The following is an 18287-nucleotide window of genomic DNA, read 5'->3' as shown; positions in this document are numbered from 1 at the left end:
GCTGCTACGGCGATCGTGATGTGACAGGTCGGCTTGCGAATCTGATACGCTCGCCCTTGCGCTCTCGGACGGAAGCGCTTCAGCACTGGTCCTTGGTCGGCATAGGCTTGGGTAATTTTTAGCTCGGATGGTTCTAATCCAGCGTTGTGTTCGGCATTAGCAACGGCAGAACGCAGCACTTTCAATACTGGTTCACAGGCACGGTAAGGCATGAACTCTAGAATAATTAATGCTTCCCGATACGATCGCCCCCGAATTTGATCGAGGACGCGCCGCACTTTAAAAGGAGACATGCGAATGTAACGGGCGATCGCTTTGATTTCTTGTGTATTAGTTGTGTTTGTAGCCATAACTTTCTCCGTTTTTGTCATTCGTCATTTGTTATTTGTCATTAGCTAGAAACAAATGACTAATGACTAATGACAAATGACTACCTACCTGCTTTTTTGTCACTCTTGGCGTGACCGCGAAAGGTGCGGGTGGGAGCAAATTCACCTAATTTATGTCCTACCATTTGTTCGGAAACATAGATGGGAACGTGCTGTCTGCCGTTGTGAACTGCGATCGTGTGACCGACCATCTGTGGCAGAATTGTCGATGCTCGCGACCAAGTTTTGATGACCTGTTTTTCGCCTCGTGAATTCAGCTTTTCAATTTTGCTGAGTAGGCTATCGGCAATGAAAGGACCTTTTTTTAAAGAACGACCCATAGTTTTATGTGGTTGGTAATTGGTAGTTGGTAGTTGGTAATTGGTGATTTAGGCAAGAGGCGAGAGGCAAATTTTGACTTTTGACTTCCCATTACCTATTACCCATTACCCATTACCCAAATTTAGCTTTCACGACCGCCACGTCCACGCTTGGAGGATTTACGACGGCGACGGACGATTAAAGCAGAACTTGGTTTTTTCCGCTTACGAGTCTTCATACCTAATGCTGGCTTACCCCAAGGGGTAACTGGACCCGATCTACCAATGGGCGCTCTACCTTCACCACCACCGTGTGGGTGATCGACGGGGTTCATAACGCTACCCCGAACGTGGGGCTTTTTACCTTTCCAACGGGTGCGACCAGCTTTTCCTGCGCTGAGGTTTCTCGCGTCGGTATTACCAACTTGTCCAATTGTGGCGTAGCATTCACGACGAATCATGCGGACTTCGCCGGAAGGGAGCTTGAGGGTGACGTAATTACCTTCTTTGGCTACCACTTGGGCGCTAGCACCAGCAGCACGGACAATTTGTCCGCCGCGTCCTGGTGTTAGTTCGACGTTGTGGACTGTCGTACCAAGGGGGATGTTAGCTAAAGGTAATGCATTACCGTCTTCAATAGGCGCATCCACTCCGGCTGTCACGACTGTTCCTACTTTCAAGCCGTTTGGCTGAAGAATGTAACGCTTTTCTCCATCTTGGTAATAGAGTAAGGCAATTCTAGCGTTCCGATTGGGATCGTATTCGATCGCTGCGACTTTGGCTGGAATGTTGCGCTTGTCGCGTTTGAAATCGATGATTCGGTAGAGTTGCTTATGTCCGCCACCGCGAAAACGAGAAGTGATGACACCGCGATTGTTCCGTCCTTTAGGATTGTGAACGTACTTTACCAGCGACTTTTCTGGTTCGCTTTTGGTAATTTCAGCAAAATCGGAAACGATCCGCTGGCGCGTGCTAGGAGTATATGGTCTATAGGAACGAGTACCCATAATTTTTTTCCTTAGTCATTTGTCATTTGTCATTTGTCATTTGTCATTTGTTTATTGTTAATGACTAACGACCTTTGTACGGGCGGGTTTGTTTGATTAAGTTATTTGGTATCCACAGAGTCACGTCTTTTAAACCCGCCCCTACGACGGATGACCAGCTTAAACATCTGGGAAGAGAACTTGTCTGATTTTGTCTTCATCTCCAGGCGCTACGGTAACGATCGCTCGCTTGTACTGGGGTTTAAAGCCAACAAACCTACCTACCCGCTTTTTCCTTCGAGGTTTGAGCAGGGTGTTGACTTGTACGACTTTAACTTCAAATAAGTCTTCGATCGCGGCTTTAATTTGCGGTTTGCTAGCTTGAGGAGTCACGTCAAATGTATATTTGTTCTGCTCCATCAACCGCGTGGCTTTTTCAGTCAAAATCGGACGGCGGACGATATCTGGTAACTGGCGGGGGTCGATCTTAAGCACTGTAGACCTCCTGAATCATATTAAGGGCGGATGATGTAGCGACAATTTTGTCAGCGTTGAGGATGTCATAAACGTTTAATTCATCGGCTGAAATTAAAGTCAGCTTGGCGATATTACGGGCTGACAAGTAAACGTTTTCTGTTTCTTCAGCGACAATTAATAAAACTTTCGTGCCTGGGTCTATTCCCCAACGCGCGATCGCGGCTGTCATTTCTTTTGTTTTTGGTTGCGAGATCTGCTCGGCAAAGTCTTCTACGACGACCATATCATCAGCTCTACTCGCAAAAGCCGTGCGCAATGCCAGCAATTCCTCTTTGCGGTTCATCTTCAAGTTGTACGTTCTCGGCTTGGGTCCGAAGGTGACACCACCACCCCGCCAGAGGGGCGATCGGATCGAACCAGCACGAGCGCGTCCCGTGCCTTTTTGTCTCCAAGGTTTACGACCGCCGCCTCGGACTTCCGCACGGGTTTTGGTGTTGGCAGTTCCTTGACGGGCATTTGTTAATTGTTTAACTAAGGCGCGGTGAACGACATGAGAAGCGCTTGTTTCTTTTGCCACTTTTAATTCAAGCGTTGCCTGTCCGACTGCTTCACCTTGCCAATTTTTGACTACACACTCAACCATTTTGGGTTTTACCTTTTCAATTGATTTTGGATTTGGGACTGGTAATTGGTAGTTGGTAATTGGTAGTTGCAAGTTGCCTATTACCTATCACCTATTACCCATTACCCCTTACCAACTTTCTTAGTAGGTATAATGTTGAGCAAAGCACCTGGTTTACCTGGAACTGCTCCTTTGATCAGCAATAGATTGCGTTCTGCATCTACCCGCACGACAGTCAGTTTGCGAATCGTGACTTGCGAACCACCTAAACGCCCTGCCATCCGCTTACCTGGGTAGACGCGACCAGGAGTCGTACCAGCTCCGATAGATCCAGGGAGGCGGTGATTTTTAGAACCGTGAGACATCGGACCGCGACCGAAATTATGCCGCTTCTGATAACCAGCAAAGCCGCGACCAATGCTGTTACCACTGACATCAACAATTTGTCCTGAATTAAATATATCTGCTGTAATTTGCTGCCCTAGCGTATACTCGCTTGTGTTGTCGAGGCGATATTCGTGCAAATGACGTAAAGCAGGAGCAGAAGATTTTGCCAAATGACCCAATTCTGGCTTGCTCAGTGCTTTGGGTTTGACTTCTTTAAATCCGACTTGAATGGCGGTGTAGCCGTCAGTTTGTTTAGTTTTTATCTGGGTGACAACACATGGACCCGCTTGAACGACAGTAACGGGAATAGCCTTTCCTGTCTCGTCAAATACCTGGGTCATGCCCAGTTTAGTGCCAAGAATACCAATGGACACGGGAATTGTTTCTCCTATTTAACTCAGTTGCATCGGAACCGGATTGCAAAGGTGGGATTCGGTTCTTACTATCTCTGCTGCCAGTATCTGTCCAGCCCGTTCGCCTTCAAAAGGTTTTCAGGTTGGAGTAGCGAGCAATCGGCTTAATTGGTTTAAACCCATTTCATCGCTGTAACTCGCAAAACACTCTACTGCGAAGCAGTTGCCAATGGCGAGAGAATTTGCTCTGGCACTATCTAGCTTGAGTAGGACTTAAGTAGCAAGCTACTTAGTATCCATTCCTGAGAACCTGAATAGTTCTCTAGGTTTAGCTTCTCTGAGATTTCGTCAACCCACGTTCTCAGAATCCAGGGAAGCACTAGTAAGGCAATTCAACTGCCTCACACGCCAGACTGCCACTCACGAGCTAAAAAATGTAGTCAGACACTCACAAACAAATCGCTTGCCTCTTAGAGGGTCTCATCCTCTTCCCGAAGGACTCCAGCAAGCTGTCAAAAACAATTAATGAGTTTTGTCTAGCTACCTTGTTTGGTCACGATCTAACAGTTTAAACTATGCGATCGCAAATGACAACTGTTGACGGGATTTTTTTCGAGGCGATCGCCAATCGCTAATAACTGACAACTAATAACTGGCAACTGATAACTGGCAACTGAATATTAAGATAAGAATGGAATTAAACAACAATACTTAACGATGCCACTCTTTACTACTGGTAGCAAATTAATTCGCGACTTAGAAAAGCACGGGGCGCTGGGCGTTTACGCTCCGCTAGAAGGTGGGTTTGAAGGTCGTTATCGTCGCCGCCTGCGTGCTACTGGCTACACAACCCTGAATATTACTGCTAGGGGGCTAGGAGACGTATCGGCTTATCTAACTGGAGTTCATGGCGTGCGTCCGCCACATCTGGGTAAAAAGAGTGTCGGTCAAGGGGCAGCAGTGGGATATGTTTATTACCTGCCACCAATAGTCAGCTACAACTTGGAACAACTCCCACCCAAGTCTAAAGGGTTAGTACTGTGGATTATTGAAGGACACATTCTCTCGAATCAAGAAATTGAATTTTTGGTCAATTTGCCTAGCCTAGATCCGCGAGTAAAAATCGTCATAGAAAGAGGAGGAGAGCGCTATTTTCGCTGGCAACCTCTCCGAGATACCCTTGCACCTAGCTACCAAGCCGTATAAATACTTATTTGTCGTAAGAGCAAAAAATTTGGCGATCGATAAACAACAGAAATTAATCGAGGAAATCTTCTTTTTTATCAGTTGCACATTAGCATAGAAGTGTGACTGAGATTGACAACGCCTTACGCTCATTAAAGGAAGGTCACTGGTTCAAATTGATTTGCGGAGCCAGCTACCAGCATCTGCCTGCGGTAAGAAATCTTAGCTTAGCGTATACTCTGGCTGGTGCTGATTGCATTGATGTGGCAGCAGACCCATCTGTAATTGCGTCAGCGCAAGCCGCGATCGCCGTGGCAAGTACGTTAATGGAAGAAGCTCGACAGCGCGGCTTTGGCAGTCGAGGAAAGTTGCCTTGGTTGATGGTAAGCCTCAACGATGGCGAAGACCCACACTTTCGCAAAGCAGAGTTTAATGCGGTTGAGTGTCCCTCACAATGCGATCGCCCGTGCGAACGAGTTTGTCCTGCCCAAGCAATTGTGTTTCATCCCCCCAAGGACGATTATTCTCAAGTTGTCTCTTCTGGAGTTATATCGGAAAGTTGTTACGGCTGCGGGCGGTGCTTGCCTGTTTGTCCGCCGCAAATTATTTACACTCGCTCTTATGTATCGACACCAGGAGCGATCGCGCCGCTCGTACTTGCAACTGGTGTCGATGCGGTAGAAATTCATACCCAGGTAGGTAGAACAGCAGAATTTAAGCGTTTATGGTTAAGTATAGCTCCCTGGATCGAGCGCTTGAAACTTGTGGCAATTAGCTGTCCTGATGGTGATGGGTTAATAGAATATCTCCACAGCCTGTATCGTCTAATTTCTCCCCTTAAGTGTCCGATAATTTGGCAAACTGACGGGCGACCGATGAGCGGTGATATTGGCGACGGTACGACCTTAGCCGCCGTGAAATTAGGTCAAAAAGTCTTGGCAGCTGGCTTACCTGGATACGTTCAACTTGCAGGTGGAACGAACAGTTATACCGTTGCTAAGTTAACAGCGATGGGATTGCTGAGGAAAAGTCAAAAGTCAAAAGTCAAAAGTCAAAACAATTACGACTTACGACTGACGACTGACGACTTTCTGACTCCCGACTCCCACATTTCAGGAATAGCTTACGGCAGTTATGCTCGCGTTTTGCTGTCGCCGATTTTGCATCAATTAGAACAAATGGAGGTAAATCCAGCCAATGAAAGAGCGATCGCCCGCTTGGAAAACGTACCGGAATTACTATGGCAAGCAGTAGAACTTGCCTATTCGCTGGTATCTCAACTGAAGTCTATGGAGTTGCCATAGAAAATTGCTAAACCTTCTCGCTATTGTTGACTGAATAGCTCTAGCCAGCATGACAAAAACAGACGATCTCCAGAAGTTGTTAGATATTTTGCCACTAGACATTAAAAATGTTTTAGAGCAACACCCACAACGGGACAGCTTAATTGAAGTGGTGATGGATTTAGGTCGTCGCCCAGAAGCTCGTTTTCCCGATCGCGCCGAGTACCTTGCTGAGTCTGGCATTTCCCACGATCAAATTAGATATAGCATACAGCGCGTGGGACATTTTGGTGGTGATAATCGGGCAGGACTGGCGCAAACTCTGCACCGGATTAGTGCGATTAGGAACCGTGCTGGCGATATTATCGGTTTAACCTGTCGTGTCGGACGGGCTGTCTTTGGCACGATTGGCATGATCCACGATTTAGTAGAAACCGGACAGTCAATTCTACTATTAGGTCGTCCTGGGGTGGGTAAAACCACAGCTTTGCGAGAAATTGCCAGAGTGTTAGCCGATGACTTAAATAAGCGTGTCGTCATTATCGATACTTCAAACGAAATTGCAGGGGATGGAGATGTTCCTCATCCAGCCATTGGACGGGCGCGACGAATGCAAGTATCGCGTCCAGAATTTCAGCATCAAGTGATGATTGAGGCAGTAGAAAATCACATGCCAGAAGTCATCGTGATTGATGAAATTGGTACGGAGTTGGAAGCTCTAGCGGCTCGTACCATTGCCGAACGGGGCGTACAACTGGTAGGAACGGCGCATGGCAATCAGATTGAAAATTTGATCAAGAACCCGACTCTATCAGATTTAGTGGGTGGTATCCAGTCTGTCACTTTAGGCGATGATGAAGCCAGACGGCGGCGGACGCAGAAAACTGTTTTAGAACGTAAAGCTCCACCAACGTTTGAAATTGCCGTGGAAATGCTGGAAAGACAACGCTGGACGATCCATGAAAGCGTTGCTGATACCGTCGATGCTTTGCTGAGAGGACGCATACCAAATCCACAACTTAGAACTGTCGATGCAGATGGTAAAGTCACGATTGTACGGCAGTCACCTACGCCGCTTCGGGGAGTAGGGCAAGATGGCTTTGGGCGGGGCTACGAGGTGGGCAATCCCAGGCAAGAGGAAGAATCGAAACTATCACCCACTATGACTGTAGGTGGGTGGCGTTCGACTGGACGAATGATCCCACTCGCTGCCGTACCAGAACCAGCCACGCGAGAACAAGAGTTCGAGCGCCTGTTGGATGAATCTCTGGCTCGAAGCGATCGCTTTAACAGCGATTTGGCGGTGAATGCGGGTCCGAATGGGGAAGATTTACCCTTGCATATTTATCCCTACGGTGTGAGTCGCCACCAGTTAGAGCAAGCAATCCAAGTGCTGAGTTTACCCGTGGTACTGACGAAAGATATTGACAGTGCCGATGCAATTTTAGCTTTGCGATCGCACGTCAAAAATCAGTCTAAGTTACGTCATGTCGCTAAGGCACGTCACGTCCCAATCCACACGCTCAAGTCAAATACTATTCCACAAATTATCCGCACGTTGCGGCGGTTGTTGGATATGGACGAGCCAGTCGTACCGGACGAACGGGAACTGAGTTTATTCATCCAAAATGGCAGCGAGGACGAACTCGATGCTTTAGAAGAGGCTCGGTTAGCAGTGGAACAAATCGTCATTCCCAAGGGACAGCCAGTGGAATTACTACCCCGTTCGGCAAAGGTGCGGAAGATGCAGCACGAATTGGTAGAACACTATCGTCTGAAATCGGATAGTTTTGGTGACGAACCAAATCGGCGCTTGCGGATTTATCCGGCGTAATGCCTTTTTTGGTAAATGTAGGGGCACACAGCTGTGCGCCCCTACCAGTTCTGTATTTCACCCAGTTGAACACAGCTTTACGCTTCTAACAGATATACCGCGATCGCTTTGTAATAGCTGAAGTTGGCTCATCTGTATATTTTCAAATGTAACGCTATTGTGTGAGTGTAAAAGCAATTGTATGAGCGATCGCCAAGTCCTCTCACACCCATACTCAGGTAGATATGACACAGCGAAGGAACGTTGCTATCTTAATTTTTGATGAGGTAGAGATTTTGGACTTTTGCGGTCCCTACGAAGTCTTTGGAGTGACGGGAAAACGCAATGGCTCTGAGCCTTTCAACGTCTACACGGTGGCAGAGGAACGCCGACCAATAATCGCTCGAAATCAGTTAAGCGTTAATCCACAGTACACTCTCCTCGACTGTCCGCGATCGCATATCTTACTCGTGCCTGGTGGCTTTGGCACGCGGCGAGAAATGCACAATTCAGCTTTAATTGACTGGATTAAAGAACGCTCTCAACAAGCAGAGTTATTGCTTTCCGTCTGTACGGGGGCGTTACTTTTGGCTAAAGCTGGTTTGCTGGAAGGACTTACAGCTACCACCCATCATGGCGCGATCGATTTACTCAAGCAGGTTGCACCGAATACACGAGTTAAACCAGATAAAAGGTTTGTAGACAACGGCAGCATAATTTTATCGGCTGGAATTGCAGCAGGGATTGACATGTCGTTGTATGTAGTCGCTAAGCTTTTGGGAGAACAACAAGCGAGAGAGACTGCGGAGTACATGGAATATGACTGGCAGCTAAGTGGAAAGTTAGAAAATTATCTGGAATAGCCGTAAAAGTTCTTGACACAATAGCAGTACTAACTGCTATCATGGTTAAGGCTAACAAACGATGGGGCGTAGCCAAGCGGTAAGGCAGCGGGTTTTGGTCCCGCCATCCCTAGGTTCGAATCCTAGCGCCCCAGTTTTTGGAGATTGAAATATATTTGTAGTAGGGGCGCAAAGCTTTGCGCCCCTACCGTTGTTATGTGCGTATCTAAGAATTACTGTATTTCTGTCATGCTATTTTCTGTTATTGAAGGGCTAGATGGGCTAAGCTTGCCGTTGGAATCTCACAGTTGGGAAAAATGAGTGTAAACGCTCCCACGATTTTAGCTCTGGATTTTGATGGCGTAATTTGTGACGGTCTACCAGAATATTTCGCTACGGCTTGGCGAACGTACTGCAAAATTTGGTTACCATCTTCTCAAACCCCACCTGAAAATTTAACATCGCAATTCGATCGCTTGCGTCCGGTAATTGAGACGGGTTGGGAAATGCCAGTGTTGATTAGAGCTTTGTTATCCGGGGTGACAGAAGCAGAAATATGGCAAAATTGGAGTGCGATCGCGCAAAAATTCTTGCAACAAGATAACTTAACTGCTGCTGAGATCGGTAAGCAATTGGATGCAATTCGAGATAAATGGATTTCTACCAATCTCGATAGTTGGCTAGACCTGCATCGGTTTTATCCTGGGGTTTTGGAAAGATTGCACTCATTAATTGATAGTCCGGTTAAACCGCTGATTATTACGACTAAAGAAGGGCGTTTTGTCGAGCAACTTTTGCAACGGCAAGGTATACAATTACCCAGTCAGTCGGTTTTAGGCAAAGAAATCAAACGTCCAAAATATCAAATTATCAGAGAGTTAATTGCGATCGCCACTCAAACACCAGTCGTGTTCTGGTTTGTGGAAGACAGACTCAAGACTTTGCAACTCGTACAACAGCAAGCAGACTTGGAAGATGTGAGACTTTTTCTAGCTGATTGGGGATATAATACCTCAGCCGAGAGAGAACTGGCGCAGCAAAACCCCCGTATTCAGTTGCTATCGCTGGCTCAGTTTGCTGAAGATTTTTCGGCTTGGAGCTAAATTGTAAATGATGATTTTTGAATATTTATCATCAAAAACTCACAAAAAATAAAAATTGAATATAAGCTGACTAATAGCCGAAAGCTTATAGCTCGATATGCTCGATCTGACAAAAGTAGCGAAGGCGATGCAAGGCATCAGCCAACATTTAAGCACGGAAGTAGCTGCAAGTCGCCAACGGTTGGAGTTGGCGCAAGATCTCATGACAGCAGCTTACAAAAATCAAGCAGAATTGATGCAGCGACAAAAACAGTGGCGCGATCGCATTTTATTCAGCACCGCTGTACCAATGGAACCGCTTAACACCTGCATCGATCTACCAGTACCACCTAAAACTCATACCGTTCTCGCCACGGATGGCTCGCAGATTGCTCCCAATCATCACGAAATTGCTTATTGTTATCTACTCAATATCGGTCGGGTAGTCTTGCACTACGGACAAAATCGCCAACCTTTGCTCGATAGCCTACCAGAAGTATTCTACCGTCCCGAAGATTTATATATTTCGCGTCAATGGGGTATCCGCACTGAAGAATGGATGGGTTATCGTCGTACTGCTTCTGAAGCTACCGTGTTGGCTGAGTTGGCTGCTGCTGTGGTAGGGAGCAGGGAGCAAGAGGACAAGGGGACAAAGGGACAAGGGGGACAAGGAGGAGAACGACCAATTACCAATTACCAATTACCAATTACCACTCCTACACTAGCTATGGTCGATGGATCGTTAATCTATTGGTTTTTAGAACAATTGCCTTTAGAAGCACGCGATCGCATTTTGCCACCAATTTTGACGGCTTGGGAACAGCTTAAAGCCTTGAGTATTCCCATCATGGGTTATCTCAGCGCTTCTCGTAGTATGGAAAGCTTGAATTTTTTACGTCTGCAAGCTTGCATTCATGAAGTACCAGACTGCGCCAGTTTTTGTCCGAATCAAATTGAAAAAGTTCCTTGTCAAGTCCTCGAACCATTGCGGGATGCAGCACTATGGTCGATTCAATTGCAGCCAGGACAAAGAAGCACTTTATGGCGTAGTTCTGCCCGCATAACAGAATTATATGGAGATTGTACAATCTATTTCTGTTACGTACATGTCGGTACGGAAATTGCACGGGTAGAAGTTCCGGCTTGGGTAGCAGAGGATGAAGCTTTATTTAATCAGTCTTTAGGTTTGATGTTAGCTCAAGTACAGAAAGGCTATGGCTACCCTGTCGTGTTAGCAGAGGCGCACAATCAAGCAGTTGTGAGGGGAGGCGATCGCGCTCGTTTCTTTGCGATGCTAGAACAACAAATGATCAAAGCAGGCTTGAGAAATGTCGGAATTTCCTATAAGGAAGCGCGTAAGCGCGGCAGTATTGCTTAATATCTATCATTAATAGCTTAACTTCTATTAGAGTATGACAAACTTATTTCAGTTGTGGCGATCGCGCTGATTTTTTGCCATGCTATAACAGCAAACAAAGCAAAATAAAGCTCGCTTTAGATCGTCTCGATTGAAATTTATGACATTACGAGATGGAGCTACTGAATTGTATAGCGTTGGATCGATGTAGTTGAGCCTAGACAAGAAAGGATTTGAGACAATGACAACAAAGCCAGTTACTTTCATTACAGGTGCAAATAAAGGAATTGGAAATGAAGTTGCACGACAGCTTGCCCAGCATGACTTCACTGTTTTGATTGGTACACGTAACGTACAACGTGGAGAAGCAGCAGCAGAAACACTCCGTGCTGAAGGATTTGACGTTCATTTTGTACCAATTGATATCAATGATGAAACGTCAATCAAAGATGCTGCTGAAACTGTAGCTAGACAGTGGAGCCAAGTTACTGTGCTGATTAATAATGCTGCTGTCAATTATGATTTCTCACCAGCAACTCGACCATCTATGCTGAGTGTAGATGTCCTCAAAGATACTTTTCTCACGAATGTTTTTGGTGCATTTGCAACAATTCACCATTTTCTACCGTTGCTCAAGCAAGCTGGAACAGCACAAATCCTTAAACCACAAATCATAAATGTTTCGTCAACACTTGGTTCCCTAACTTCTCTCAGCGATCCAGAACATTATTACTATGGAGTTAATACCGTTGCTTATAACTCTTCCAAATCTGCACTTAATGCTATAACTGTTGCCTTAGCAAAAGATTTAGTAGAGGACAAAATCAGCGTCAATTCTATTTGTCCTGGTTGGGTAAAAACTGATATGGGTACAGATAATGCACCGCGTACTATCGAACAAGGAGCATCAATTATTGTCAAACTTGCTACGATGGAGAATCCACCCACGGGTAAATTTCTCGACGATGATGGAGAAATTCTGTGGTAGCTCCTCCTGTCATGAATTCTAATAGTATTGACATTTAAAAATGAAGCACTTGAATCGAATTTCTGTATCAATCGATCGGATATCGAGCGAGTGCTTTACTTGCGCGAGCGCCAATATTTAGTTATAAATTACGAATTACGAATTAAAGTCTCTGATTATTCGCTCCAAATGTAACTTCTTGTACTTGTCCCGACTCTCCCAAGGGTTTAGCTTCTTCTTGGTTGTAATTAACCAATACCCCGCCAGCATTGCCAACTCTGAACGACAGGCGATTGTTAGCCGTCCAAGTACGCTGCGTTCCTTGAGGTAACTCGCCTTCAAAGGCTTTCTTCCCATCTGCAATTACCCGAATCCACGATTTTTCTTTAAAAGTCATACCAATTTCAACTGGCTTGGTTTGCTTTTTGGGAGTAGCAACTGGTTTGACTTTAGCTGGTGCTTTAGGCTTAGTGACATTAGCAACGGGTAAAGGAGGTTGTGACTGAGTAGTTTGACCGATTTGAAAGTCAGAATTACTCAATGTTTGAGACAAAATGCTGACTGCACCAATAATTAAAAGAATGTATATAGCGTAGAGATGAGAAGTTTGTAATTGAGCTGGAGGTAGGCTAACTCCTACTGGCTTCAAACTCTGCCGATAGTCTTCTAAAGGAAAAGAATTAGCTAATTCCGTACCATCTAAATCTAGTGCCTCGGCATATTGCTTAATAAAGCCTCGAATATAAACTGGCTCAGGTAATTTATCAACATTACCTGCTTCGATCGCTTGTAAAAAACTCTGACGAATTCGCGTTGTAGATTCAATTCGCTCTAAAGAAATTTGTTTGTCTTCTCGCCTGCGGCGCAGAGTAGCACCTATTTGTGCCAACTTTTCAGCTCTTTGTTGTTCGAGCGTCAAAACGATTGGTTCTTGTTGTTCCTGCTGTTGCTGTTTCCACCGCTTCATAGATTTATCTGTTGCACTTCTTGATAGCACCTTACACCTGCACCCTTGTTGTAGATTTGAGTTGATTTTGTAGTTGATTTTGTAAATAATCAATTTCGCGTTTTTCGAGCGAACGATAGCAACCTGGAGGCAAAGCTGCACCTGCGGTTGGTTCTAGTTGAATCGAACCAATTGTAGTTCGATGCAACTGGAGCGTGGGATAACCCAGCTGTTCTGTCATGCGGCGAATTTGCCGATTTCTGCCTTCCCATAAAATGAATTCTAACCACGTGCGATTGGCATCGCGAGACAACACGCGCACTTGTGCCTTTCTGGTCTTTCTCCCCTCTAAAACAACTCCCTGTCGCCATTGTTTTAACACCGATTCTGGCGGATGTCCCGCAACTACGACTTGATATGTTTTGGAAATGTCATGACGGGGATGGGTGAGAGCAAATGTCAGGTTTCCATCATTCGTCAGTAATAATGCACCTGTAGATTCAGTATCCAAACGTCCGACAGGATGAATACCCTGACCTTGACGTAGATTAGGTGGTAACAGTTGCATCACTGTGGGTCTACCTTGGGGATCGTCACAAGTTGTAACTACACCAGTTGGTTTATTGAGCAATAAATAGATAGGCTGGGGACGATGAGGCGATCGCAAAGGCTTTCCATCCACTTCGATCGCGTCTCGGCTCGGATCGGCTTTATGCCCTAACTCTACTATCGCACCATTGCAGCGCACGCGACCGAGCTTAATCATCTCTTCCGCTTGCCGTCTCGAAGCGATTCCCCACTGAGAAAGAATTTTTTGTATCCGTTCCTCCATTTGTCGATCCTTAGACCCAGGTAATACCAATATATACGCTGAGAATTCGGAATTCGGAATTCGGAATTAATGCGTGAATGCGTGAATTTTGAGTTGCTCCCTCAGCTCCTTGACCACTGATAACCGAACAAATATTAACTACACTAATTTGAGCAACTGTTACACTGACATATTTCCCTTGAATCCGAACAACTTAGAGCAAGACAAGACCGCTAAGCATCGCCTAATCAGTAAAGTGCTGTCTCCGGCACTATGGCTGTTTGTCCGATCGCAAGTCGAGCAAGTATCTCATTTAGAGGTACAAATCGCCAGCAGCGATCGACAAATCCTTTCTGGTAGTATTCCCCGCCTATCTATCTCTGGCGATCGCATTGTTTATAAAGGTTTACATTTCGCAAAAATCTGCCTAATGGGGGAGGGAATGCAGACAAACTTACGTCAAGTGATGAGAGGACAACCGCTGCAACTGCTAGAGCCTATGGTTGTCTCTGGGGAAGCAATGCTACAGGAAACAGATCTCAATGCTTCCCTGAAGTCGGATTTACTGTCTAGCGCTTTAACGGAGTTACTATCAAAATTAGCTTCTAGCAACAGTGCTGTGCGAGGACCAATTGACTGGAAACAAATCGCGATCGCCCCAGGAAGCTTGTTATTGCAGGGTAATTTAGTTAATTCTAGCCACACTACACCTATTACTCTCAGGTGCGGCTTGCAGCTTTCTAGCGGTCGCAAATTGCTTCTAACTCAACCCCAACTCCAAATTTCTAACTCATGGGAAGAGTTAGAAAACTATGTTATGGATTTAGGTTCTCACGTCAATTTAAAAGAACTAACCTTAGAACCAGGACAGATTGTCTGTCGTGGTAGTATTACCGTCATGCCTTAATTAGTTATCTGCGATCGATTACCAATTACCACTCAATCTAATAACGGCAACAACAGAGTGACAAAATAATAAACTAGGGGGGCGGTAAAAACGTAACTGTCGGCGCGATCGAGAATGCCACCGTGACCTGGAATTAATTGTCCTGAGTCTTTAACCCCAGCATCGCGTTTCATCATGGACTCTGTGAGATCGCCTAACAAGCTGGTAATCCCGATTAACAATCCCAAAGCTATACCCGTCCAAGGCGAACCAGCCCAATGAAGAAACCAGCTGCCAATTGTAGCTACAGCTATACTACCAGCAACTCCAAATACAGACCCTTCCACAGTTTTTTTGGGACTAATATCAGAAAGGCGCGTGCGTCCAAAAAATTTACCAATAGTATACGCTCCAATATCAGCTGCCCATATACAAAAAAAAGCTAGAAGAGTAACTGTCAAACCTTGCGGTAAAGCTGCAAAATTTCCATGCTTGATGAGATTAATAGTCGCTATATCTGGTAAGTAGCCATCGAATGGAATGTTGCTAACAGCAGGATTGCCCAGCGATCGCAATCTAATCCAATAACTTGGTAAATAACCGCAATAAAATAGTCCCAAAATAGAAGTAGAAATATCGGCGATCGAGGCTAATTTTGGTAAAAATAGGAGATAGAAACAAATAAACGTTCCTGCTACTGGCATCACGGCATCAGCCAAGTTAGAAGAAACTGTAGCGATCGCGAGTAAAGCCAAACTGACGACTATCGTTGTTTTCGCAGCAGGTGCAATTCCCTTGGCTCGGACTAACTCAAAATATTCTAGTTGACCCAAATAAACGATCGCCATAAACATAAAGGTAAAATACCACCCTCCTAAGACGCTGGCGGTTAGGGCAAGAGCGATCGCGATAATTCCACTAATAATTCGAGACCAAGGCATAGAGCAATTTTGGATTTAGGATTTGGAACTTTCGATTACAGACTTTGACTTCAATCCAAAATCTAAAATCTAAAATCGGATGGGATTAGTCTAGCTTTTCTCCACTCAAAATAAAAATAGGATCGACAGCAGCAAAGATTTGCTGATTACCTTTTTGCTCTAAGCGATTGACAGATGATTGCACAACATCGATATTTCTAGCATGTAACTCAGCTAAACCTTGAGAAATAGCATATAAACTTTCCAAATTCCCAGCAGTGGTAACGACTCTACCTTGTAGTGGCAGATATTGCCAAACAGCTTTGAGAATATCTTTGATAGGACGACCACCTTCAATACAAACTCGGTGCGGAGCTTGAGGTAAATTTGGTAAGCATTCTGGGGCGCTAGCTTCTACGACTTCAACATTTTTCACATTAAAGCGATCGCAGTTGCGACGGATCAAGCTAGCAACTTCGTCATCTCGCTCGACAGCAATAATCTGGGCTTTCGGACACAACAAGCTAATTTCAACTGGAATTGTCCCCGTTCCTGCGCCAATATCCCACACCAAGGAGTTTGGTTGTAACCGCAACTGAGAAATCAGCAATAACCGAATTTCCCGCTTACTCAAGGGAATTCCTGGCAAGCGCTCGAATAAATCGTCAGGGATACCTGGTGTAATATAGGGCCAGAGTTGGGAAGGCATAGAAATTAGATGAACGACATCAGCTTGCCCCAGCAGTAAAGGAAAGCTCTCAACAATAAGAACTTAACATCACTCGCACTTTTATACATAAAGTGAGGAGTAAGGAGTGAGTGGTGATGAGAGAAGTTCTACACTCCTTACCTCTTTCCCTTGTCTGTTGTTAAGTCATAAGGGGTAAGCAGGCGAAAACTGCTAGCGAAGATTGGGAAATCTGGTGGTTAACGAAAGGATACAACAGGTTAAGCTAACAAATGTCAACTTTGAATTAGCGTCAGTTTACACCAGAGGCAAGATGACAATTTGGGTTAACGAGCAGATCGATCCGTCTGGAATGATACACGCTTGCATTGCTTGCTGTGACGAAATGCAGGCGCAAGCTTGTCACGAATCCTACTTGCAAAATTTGACCGAAACGCAAAAAGAATCCGGTTGGGAAGCCAGACTGCGAACGGTAGAATCGTGGGACGACGTGCCAGTTAATGCTTTGAAATTGGACTAACGAGAAACAGTTATCCAGCAACCCACACCTAATGCTTGGGCGGACGGGGGAGTTGCTGGGGGCGAATTGGTCCCAAAATTTGATTGAGCTGGCGCAATTGCTCTGCCGTCCCCATACAAATGAGTAAATCACCTGCCATTAACATAGTGTCTGCCGTGGGACCGCCAATTAAAGTACCATCAACGCGGCGGATTGCTAAAATTAGCGCTCCAGTTTGCGATCGCAGTTTTGCTTCTCTCAAAGTTTGACCAATGCAGGGACTCGCTGCCGGATCGAGGCGAAATTCCTCCATATACAGTTCCCTGTCTGCTCCCGTGAGGATGCCATCAACGAAATCTAATACTTGGGGTCTTAATGCCGCTGCTGCCATGCGTTTACCCCCCGTGATATAGGGAGATACGACTGCATCAGCTCCTGCCCTTTGTAGCTTTTGTAAAGCCTCTCTCGTACTTGCTCTAGCGATCGCTCGAATTTGCGGATTAAGGGTTTTGGCTGACAGCACTGTATAGAGGTTTTCGGCATCAGAAGGTAGTGCTGCAACTAGACAAATCGCTCGATCTATTCGCAGTTGTAGCAGAGTATCGTCTAACGTCGCATCACCCTGGATTGCTACATAACCGAGCTGCCGTGCTTTTTCAACCGAAGCATCATCTAAGTCAACTGTGACAAAATTAGCCCCTTCAGCTTGAAATTCCAGGGCAATTTGCTGACCCGTGCGCCCGAAACCACACAAAATGTAGTGTCCAGAGAGCGATTTCATTAACCGCCGTTGCTGCCTCAATCGAATTCCTTCTTGAAAGTACCCTTGAATTACTGCTTCTGTAAAGCGATTGACGATGTAACCAATCGTAATCACTCCCATTAAAATTAGACCGATGGTAAATAATCGTCCGCGATCGCCCAACGGTCGAGTTTCACCATAACCGACGGTAGCTAGGGTAATTACCGTCATGTAAGCCGCATCTTCCCACGACCAACCTTCTATAAAGCGATACCACAGAGTCCCCAACAGCAAGACACCTACAAGCGCGATCGCCCCCGCTAGTAACTCTTTTTGAATTCGACGATATATTTTCTCTGGGGTTGAGTACAAGAGAGGGATTGGGTTTAGAGGTTACGGGCTAGGGAAAGAAAGTGAAGGGAGAAAATAGCTGCTCCCTACTTCAGGCTCACGAATCACAAATGACAAATGATAAATCTGAGCTAGTTTAGATTATGTGCGATCTGAGTCGGATGCGACGGAAAGTTTTAGGCATTGCTGCTAAATTGACAGCAGAAAGTTAAAAAATAAATTTTTGATTGAGGCGTAAATAGTGACTATAGATACTCTTATTTCTAACCATAACTTGTCAGTATCAGCTGCCACTGCGGTAAAATCCTTTGACTCAGACAACTTTAAAGAGTCAGTCATGGACACATATGCCCGTTTCCCGATTGCCTTAGAACGGGGTGCGGGTTGTCGAGTTTGGGATAC

Annotated in this window: 20 protein-coding genes and 1 tRNA gene; 10 read left to right on the top strand and 11 right to left on the bottom strand. The window is 45.4% G+C overall.

The genetic code is table 11. From position 1 onward, the window contains the following. From rplV to rplC, 6 genes are all read right to left on the bottom strand, one after another. On the bottom strand, positions 1–350 hold a 350-nt coding region (rplV, locus tag C7Y66_RS24735; RefSeq protein WP_106547608.1), incomplete at its 3' end, for a 50S ribosomal protein L22. An 80-nt stretch (positions 351–430) separates the two neighbouring features. After that, entirely contained in the window at positions 431–709 is a 279-nt protein-coding gene (gene rpsS, locus C7Y66_RS24730) for a 30S ribosomal protein S19 (protein WP_015152298.1), read from the bottom strand. 122 nt (positions 710–831) lie between these two features. Beyond that, positions 832–1695, bottom strand: coding sequence for a 50S ribosomal protein L2 (gene rplB / locus C7Y66_RS24725; RefSeq protein ID WP_015152299.1), 864 nt, complete (start codon positions 1693–1695; stop codon positions 832–834). Positions 1696–1854: 159 nt separating this feature from the next. Beyond that, on the bottom strand, positions 1855–2169 hold the full coding sequence (locus tag C7Y66_RS24720) for a 50S ribosomal protein L23 (RefSeq protein WP_015152300.1): 315 nt from the start codon (positions 2167–2169) through the stop codon (positions 1855–1857). After that, positions 2162–2794 (bottom strand): 50S ribosomal protein L4, encoded by a 633-nt coding sequence (rplD, locus tag C7Y66_RS24715; RefSeq protein WP_106547609.1) that lies wholly within the window; start codon positions 2792–2794, stop codon positions 2162–2164. The genes C7Y66_RS24720 and rplD overlap by 8 nt, the downstream gene beginning before the upstream one ends. 101 nt (positions 2795–2895) lie before the next feature. Beyond that, positions 2896–3534, bottom strand: a complete 639-nt coding sequence (gene rplC / locus C7Y66_RS24710) for a 50S ribosomal protein L3 (RefSeq protein ID WP_106547607.1) — start codon at positions 3532–3534, stop codon at positions 2896–2898. Between the two features lie 696 nt (positions 3535–4230). Here rplC and C7Y66_RS24705 point away from each other — a divergent pair. The 8 genes from C7Y66_RS24705 (at position 4231) to C7Y66_RS24670 (ending at position 12063) form a co-directional block, all read left to right on the top strand. Further along, positions 4231–4719, top strand: coding sequence for an NAD(P)H-quinone oxidoreductase subunit N (locus C7Y66_RS24705; RefSeq protein WP_015152303.1), 489 nt, complete (start codon positions 4231–4233; stop codon positions 4717–4719). 101 nt (positions 4720–4820) lie between these two features. After that, positions 4821–6002, top strand: coding sequence for a circadian clock protein LdpA (gene ldpA, locus C7Y66_RS24700; protein WP_106547606.1), 1182 nt, complete (start codon positions 4821–4823; stop codon positions 6000–6002). 49 nt (positions 6003–6051) lie between these two features. After that, entirely contained in the window at positions 6052–7815 is a 1764-nt protein-coding gene (locus C7Y66_RS24695) for a R3H domain-containing nucleic acid-binding protein (RefSeq protein WP_015152305.1), read from the top strand. Positions 7816–8039: 224 nt separating this feature from the next. Then, the gene (locus C7Y66_RS24690; RefSeq protein WP_106547605.1) at positions 8040–8657 is read left to right on the top strand and encodes a DJ-1/PfpI family protein; all 618 of its coding nucleotides are present in this window, start codon (positions 8040–8042) and stop codon (positions 8655–8657) included. A gap of 62 nt (positions 8658–8719) precedes the next feature. Beyond that, a tRNA-Gln gene (locus C7Y66_RS24685) sits at positions 8720–8791 on the top strand. Positions 8792–8953: 162 nt separating this feature from the next. After that, a complete protein-coding gene (locus C7Y66_RS24680) occupies positions 8954–9739 on the top strand; it encodes an HAD family hydrolase (RefSeq protein ID WP_106547604.1) in 786 nt (261 codons plus the stop codon). Between the two features lie 97 nt (positions 9740–9836). Further along, positions 9837–11096 (top strand): DNA double-strand break repair nuclease NurA, encoded by a 1260-nt coding sequence (locus tag C7Y66_RS24675; protein ID WP_106547603.1) that lies wholly within the window; start codon positions 9837–9839, stop codon positions 11094–11096. A 220-nt stretch (positions 11097–11316) separates the two neighbouring features. Continuing rightward, complete coding sequence (locus tag C7Y66_RS24670) at positions 11317–12063, top strand: SDR family oxidoreductase (RefSeq protein ID WP_106547602.1); 747 nt, start codon at positions 11317–11319, stop codon at positions 12061–12063. Positions 12064–12205: 142 nt separating this feature from the next. Here the strand turns inward: C7Y66_RS24670 and C7Y66_RS24665 are convergent, their stop codons facing one another. Together C7Y66_RS24665 and C7Y66_RS24660 are read right to left on the bottom strand one after the other, a co-directional pair. Beyond that, positions 12206–13009: a RodZ domain-containing protein gene (locus tag C7Y66_RS24665; RefSeq protein WP_106547601.1), complete on the bottom strand. Its 804-nt coding sequence runs from the start codon at positions 13007–13009 to the stop codon at positions 12206–12208. Between the two features lie 31 nt (positions 13010–13040). After that, complete coding sequence (locus C7Y66_RS24660; protein ID WP_015152311.1) at positions 13041–13820, bottom strand: pseudouridine synthase; 780 nt, start codon at positions 13818–13820, stop codon at positions 13041–13043. Between the two features lie 178 nt (positions 13821–13998). Between C7Y66_RS24660 and C7Y66_RS24655 the strand changes: the two genes are divergently transcribed. Then, a complete protein-coding gene (locus tag C7Y66_RS24655) occupies positions 13999–14706 on the top strand; it encodes a DUF2993 domain-containing protein (RefSeq protein ID WP_158265993.1) in 708 nt (235 codons plus the stop codon). Between the two features lie 32 nt (positions 14707–14738). Here the strand turns inward: C7Y66_RS24655 and C7Y66_RS24650 are convergent, their stop codons facing one another. Next, positions 14739–15626, bottom strand: coding sequence for a phosphatidate cytidylyltransferase (locus C7Y66_RS24650; RefSeq protein WP_015152313.1), 888 nt, complete (start codon positions 15624–15626; stop codon positions 14739–14741). 85 nt (positions 15627–15711) lie between these two features. Next, on the bottom strand, positions 15712–16314 hold the full coding sequence (gene cbiT, locus C7Y66_RS24645) for a precorrin-6Y C5,15-methyltransferase subunit CbiT (protein WP_015152314.1): 603 nt from the start codon (positions 16312–16314) through the stop codon (positions 15712–15714). Between the two features lie 292 nt (positions 16315–16606). Here cbiT and C7Y66_RS24640 point away from each other — a divergent pair, with 292 nt between their 5' ends. Beyond that, a complete protein-coding gene (locus C7Y66_RS24640; protein WP_015152315.1) occupies positions 16607–16813 on the top strand; it encodes a hypothetical protein in 207 nt (68 codons plus the stop codon). Between the two features lie 28 nt (positions 16814–16841). On the opposite strand, the gene C7Y66_RS24635 is transcribed toward C7Y66_RS24640, so the two are convergent. Further along, on the bottom strand, positions 16842–17906 hold the full coding sequence (locus C7Y66_RS24635) for a TrkA family potassium uptake protein (protein WP_106547599.1): 1065 nt from the start codon (positions 17904–17906) through the stop codon (positions 16842–16844). Positions 17907–18287 lie beyond the last annotated feature (381 nt).

Source organism: Chroococcidiopsis sp. CCALA 051, from assembly GCF_003015105.1.
Classification (GTDB): domain Bacteria; phylum Cyanobacteriota; class Cyanobacteriia; order Cyanobacteriales; family Chroococcidiopsidaceae; genus Chroococcidiopsis; species Chroococcidiopsis thermalis.
The sequence above is the reverse complement of the archived record's forward strand: the minus strand, read 5'-3'. Positions and strand labels throughout refer to the sequence as shown.

Bases quoted from the DNA above. Each gene is read 5' to 3' on its own strand.
- rpsS (WP_015152298.1), bottom strand. From the start codon at position 709: ATGGGTCGTTCTTTAAAAAAAGGTCCTTTCATTGCCGATAGCCTACTC.
- rplB (WP_015152299.1), bottom strand. From the start codon at position 1,695: ATGGGTACTCGTTCCTATAGACCATATACTCCTAGCACGCGCCAGCGG.
- rplD (WP_106547609.1), bottom strand. From the start codon at position 2,794: ATGGTTGAGTGTGTAGTCAAAAATTGGCAAGGTGAAGCAGTCGGACAG.
- C7Y66_RS24705 (WP_015152303.1), top strand. From the start codon at position 4,231: ATGCCACTCTTTACTACTGGTAGCAAATTAATTCGCGACTTAGAAAAG.
- C7Y66_RS24695 (WP_015152305.1), top strand. From the start codon at position 6,052: ATGACAAAAACAGACGATCTCCAGAAGTTGTTAGATATTTTGCCACTA.
- C7Y66_RS24690 (WP_106547605.1), top strand. From the start codon at position 8,040: ATGACACAGCGAAGGAACGTTGCTATCTTAATTTTTGATGAGGTAGAG.
- C7Y66_RS24680 (WP_106547604.1), top strand. From the start codon at position 8,954: ATGAGTGTAAACGCTCCCACGATTTTAGCTCTGGATTTTGATGGCGTA.
- C7Y66_RS24675 (WP_106547603.1), top strand. From the start codon at position 9,837: ATGCTCGATCTGACAAAAGTAGCGAAGGCGATGCAAGGCATCAGCCAA.
- C7Y66_RS24670 (WP_106547602.1), top strand. From the start codon at position 11,317: ATGACAACAAAGCCAGTTACTTTCATTACAGGTGCAAATAAAGGAATT.
- C7Y66_RS24665 (WP_106547601.1), bottom strand. From the start codon at position 13,009: ATGAAGCGGTGGAAACAGCAACAGCAGGAACAACAAGAACCAATCGTT.
- C7Y66_RS24660 (WP_015152311.1), bottom strand. From the start codon at position 13,820: ATGGAGGAACGGATACAAAAAATTCTTTCTCAGTGGGGAATCGCTTCG.
- C7Y66_RS24650 (WP_015152313.1), bottom strand. From the start codon at position 15,626: ATGCCTTGGTCTCGAATTATTAGTGGAATTATCGCGATCGCTCTTGCC.
- cbiT (WP_015152314.1), bottom strand. From the start codon at position 16,314: ATGCCTTCCCAACTCTGGCCCTATATTACACCAGGTATCCCTGACGAT.
- C7Y66_RS24640 (WP_015152315.1), top strand. From the start codon at position 16,607: ATGACAATTTGGGTTAACGAGCAGATCGATCCGTCTGGAATGATACAC.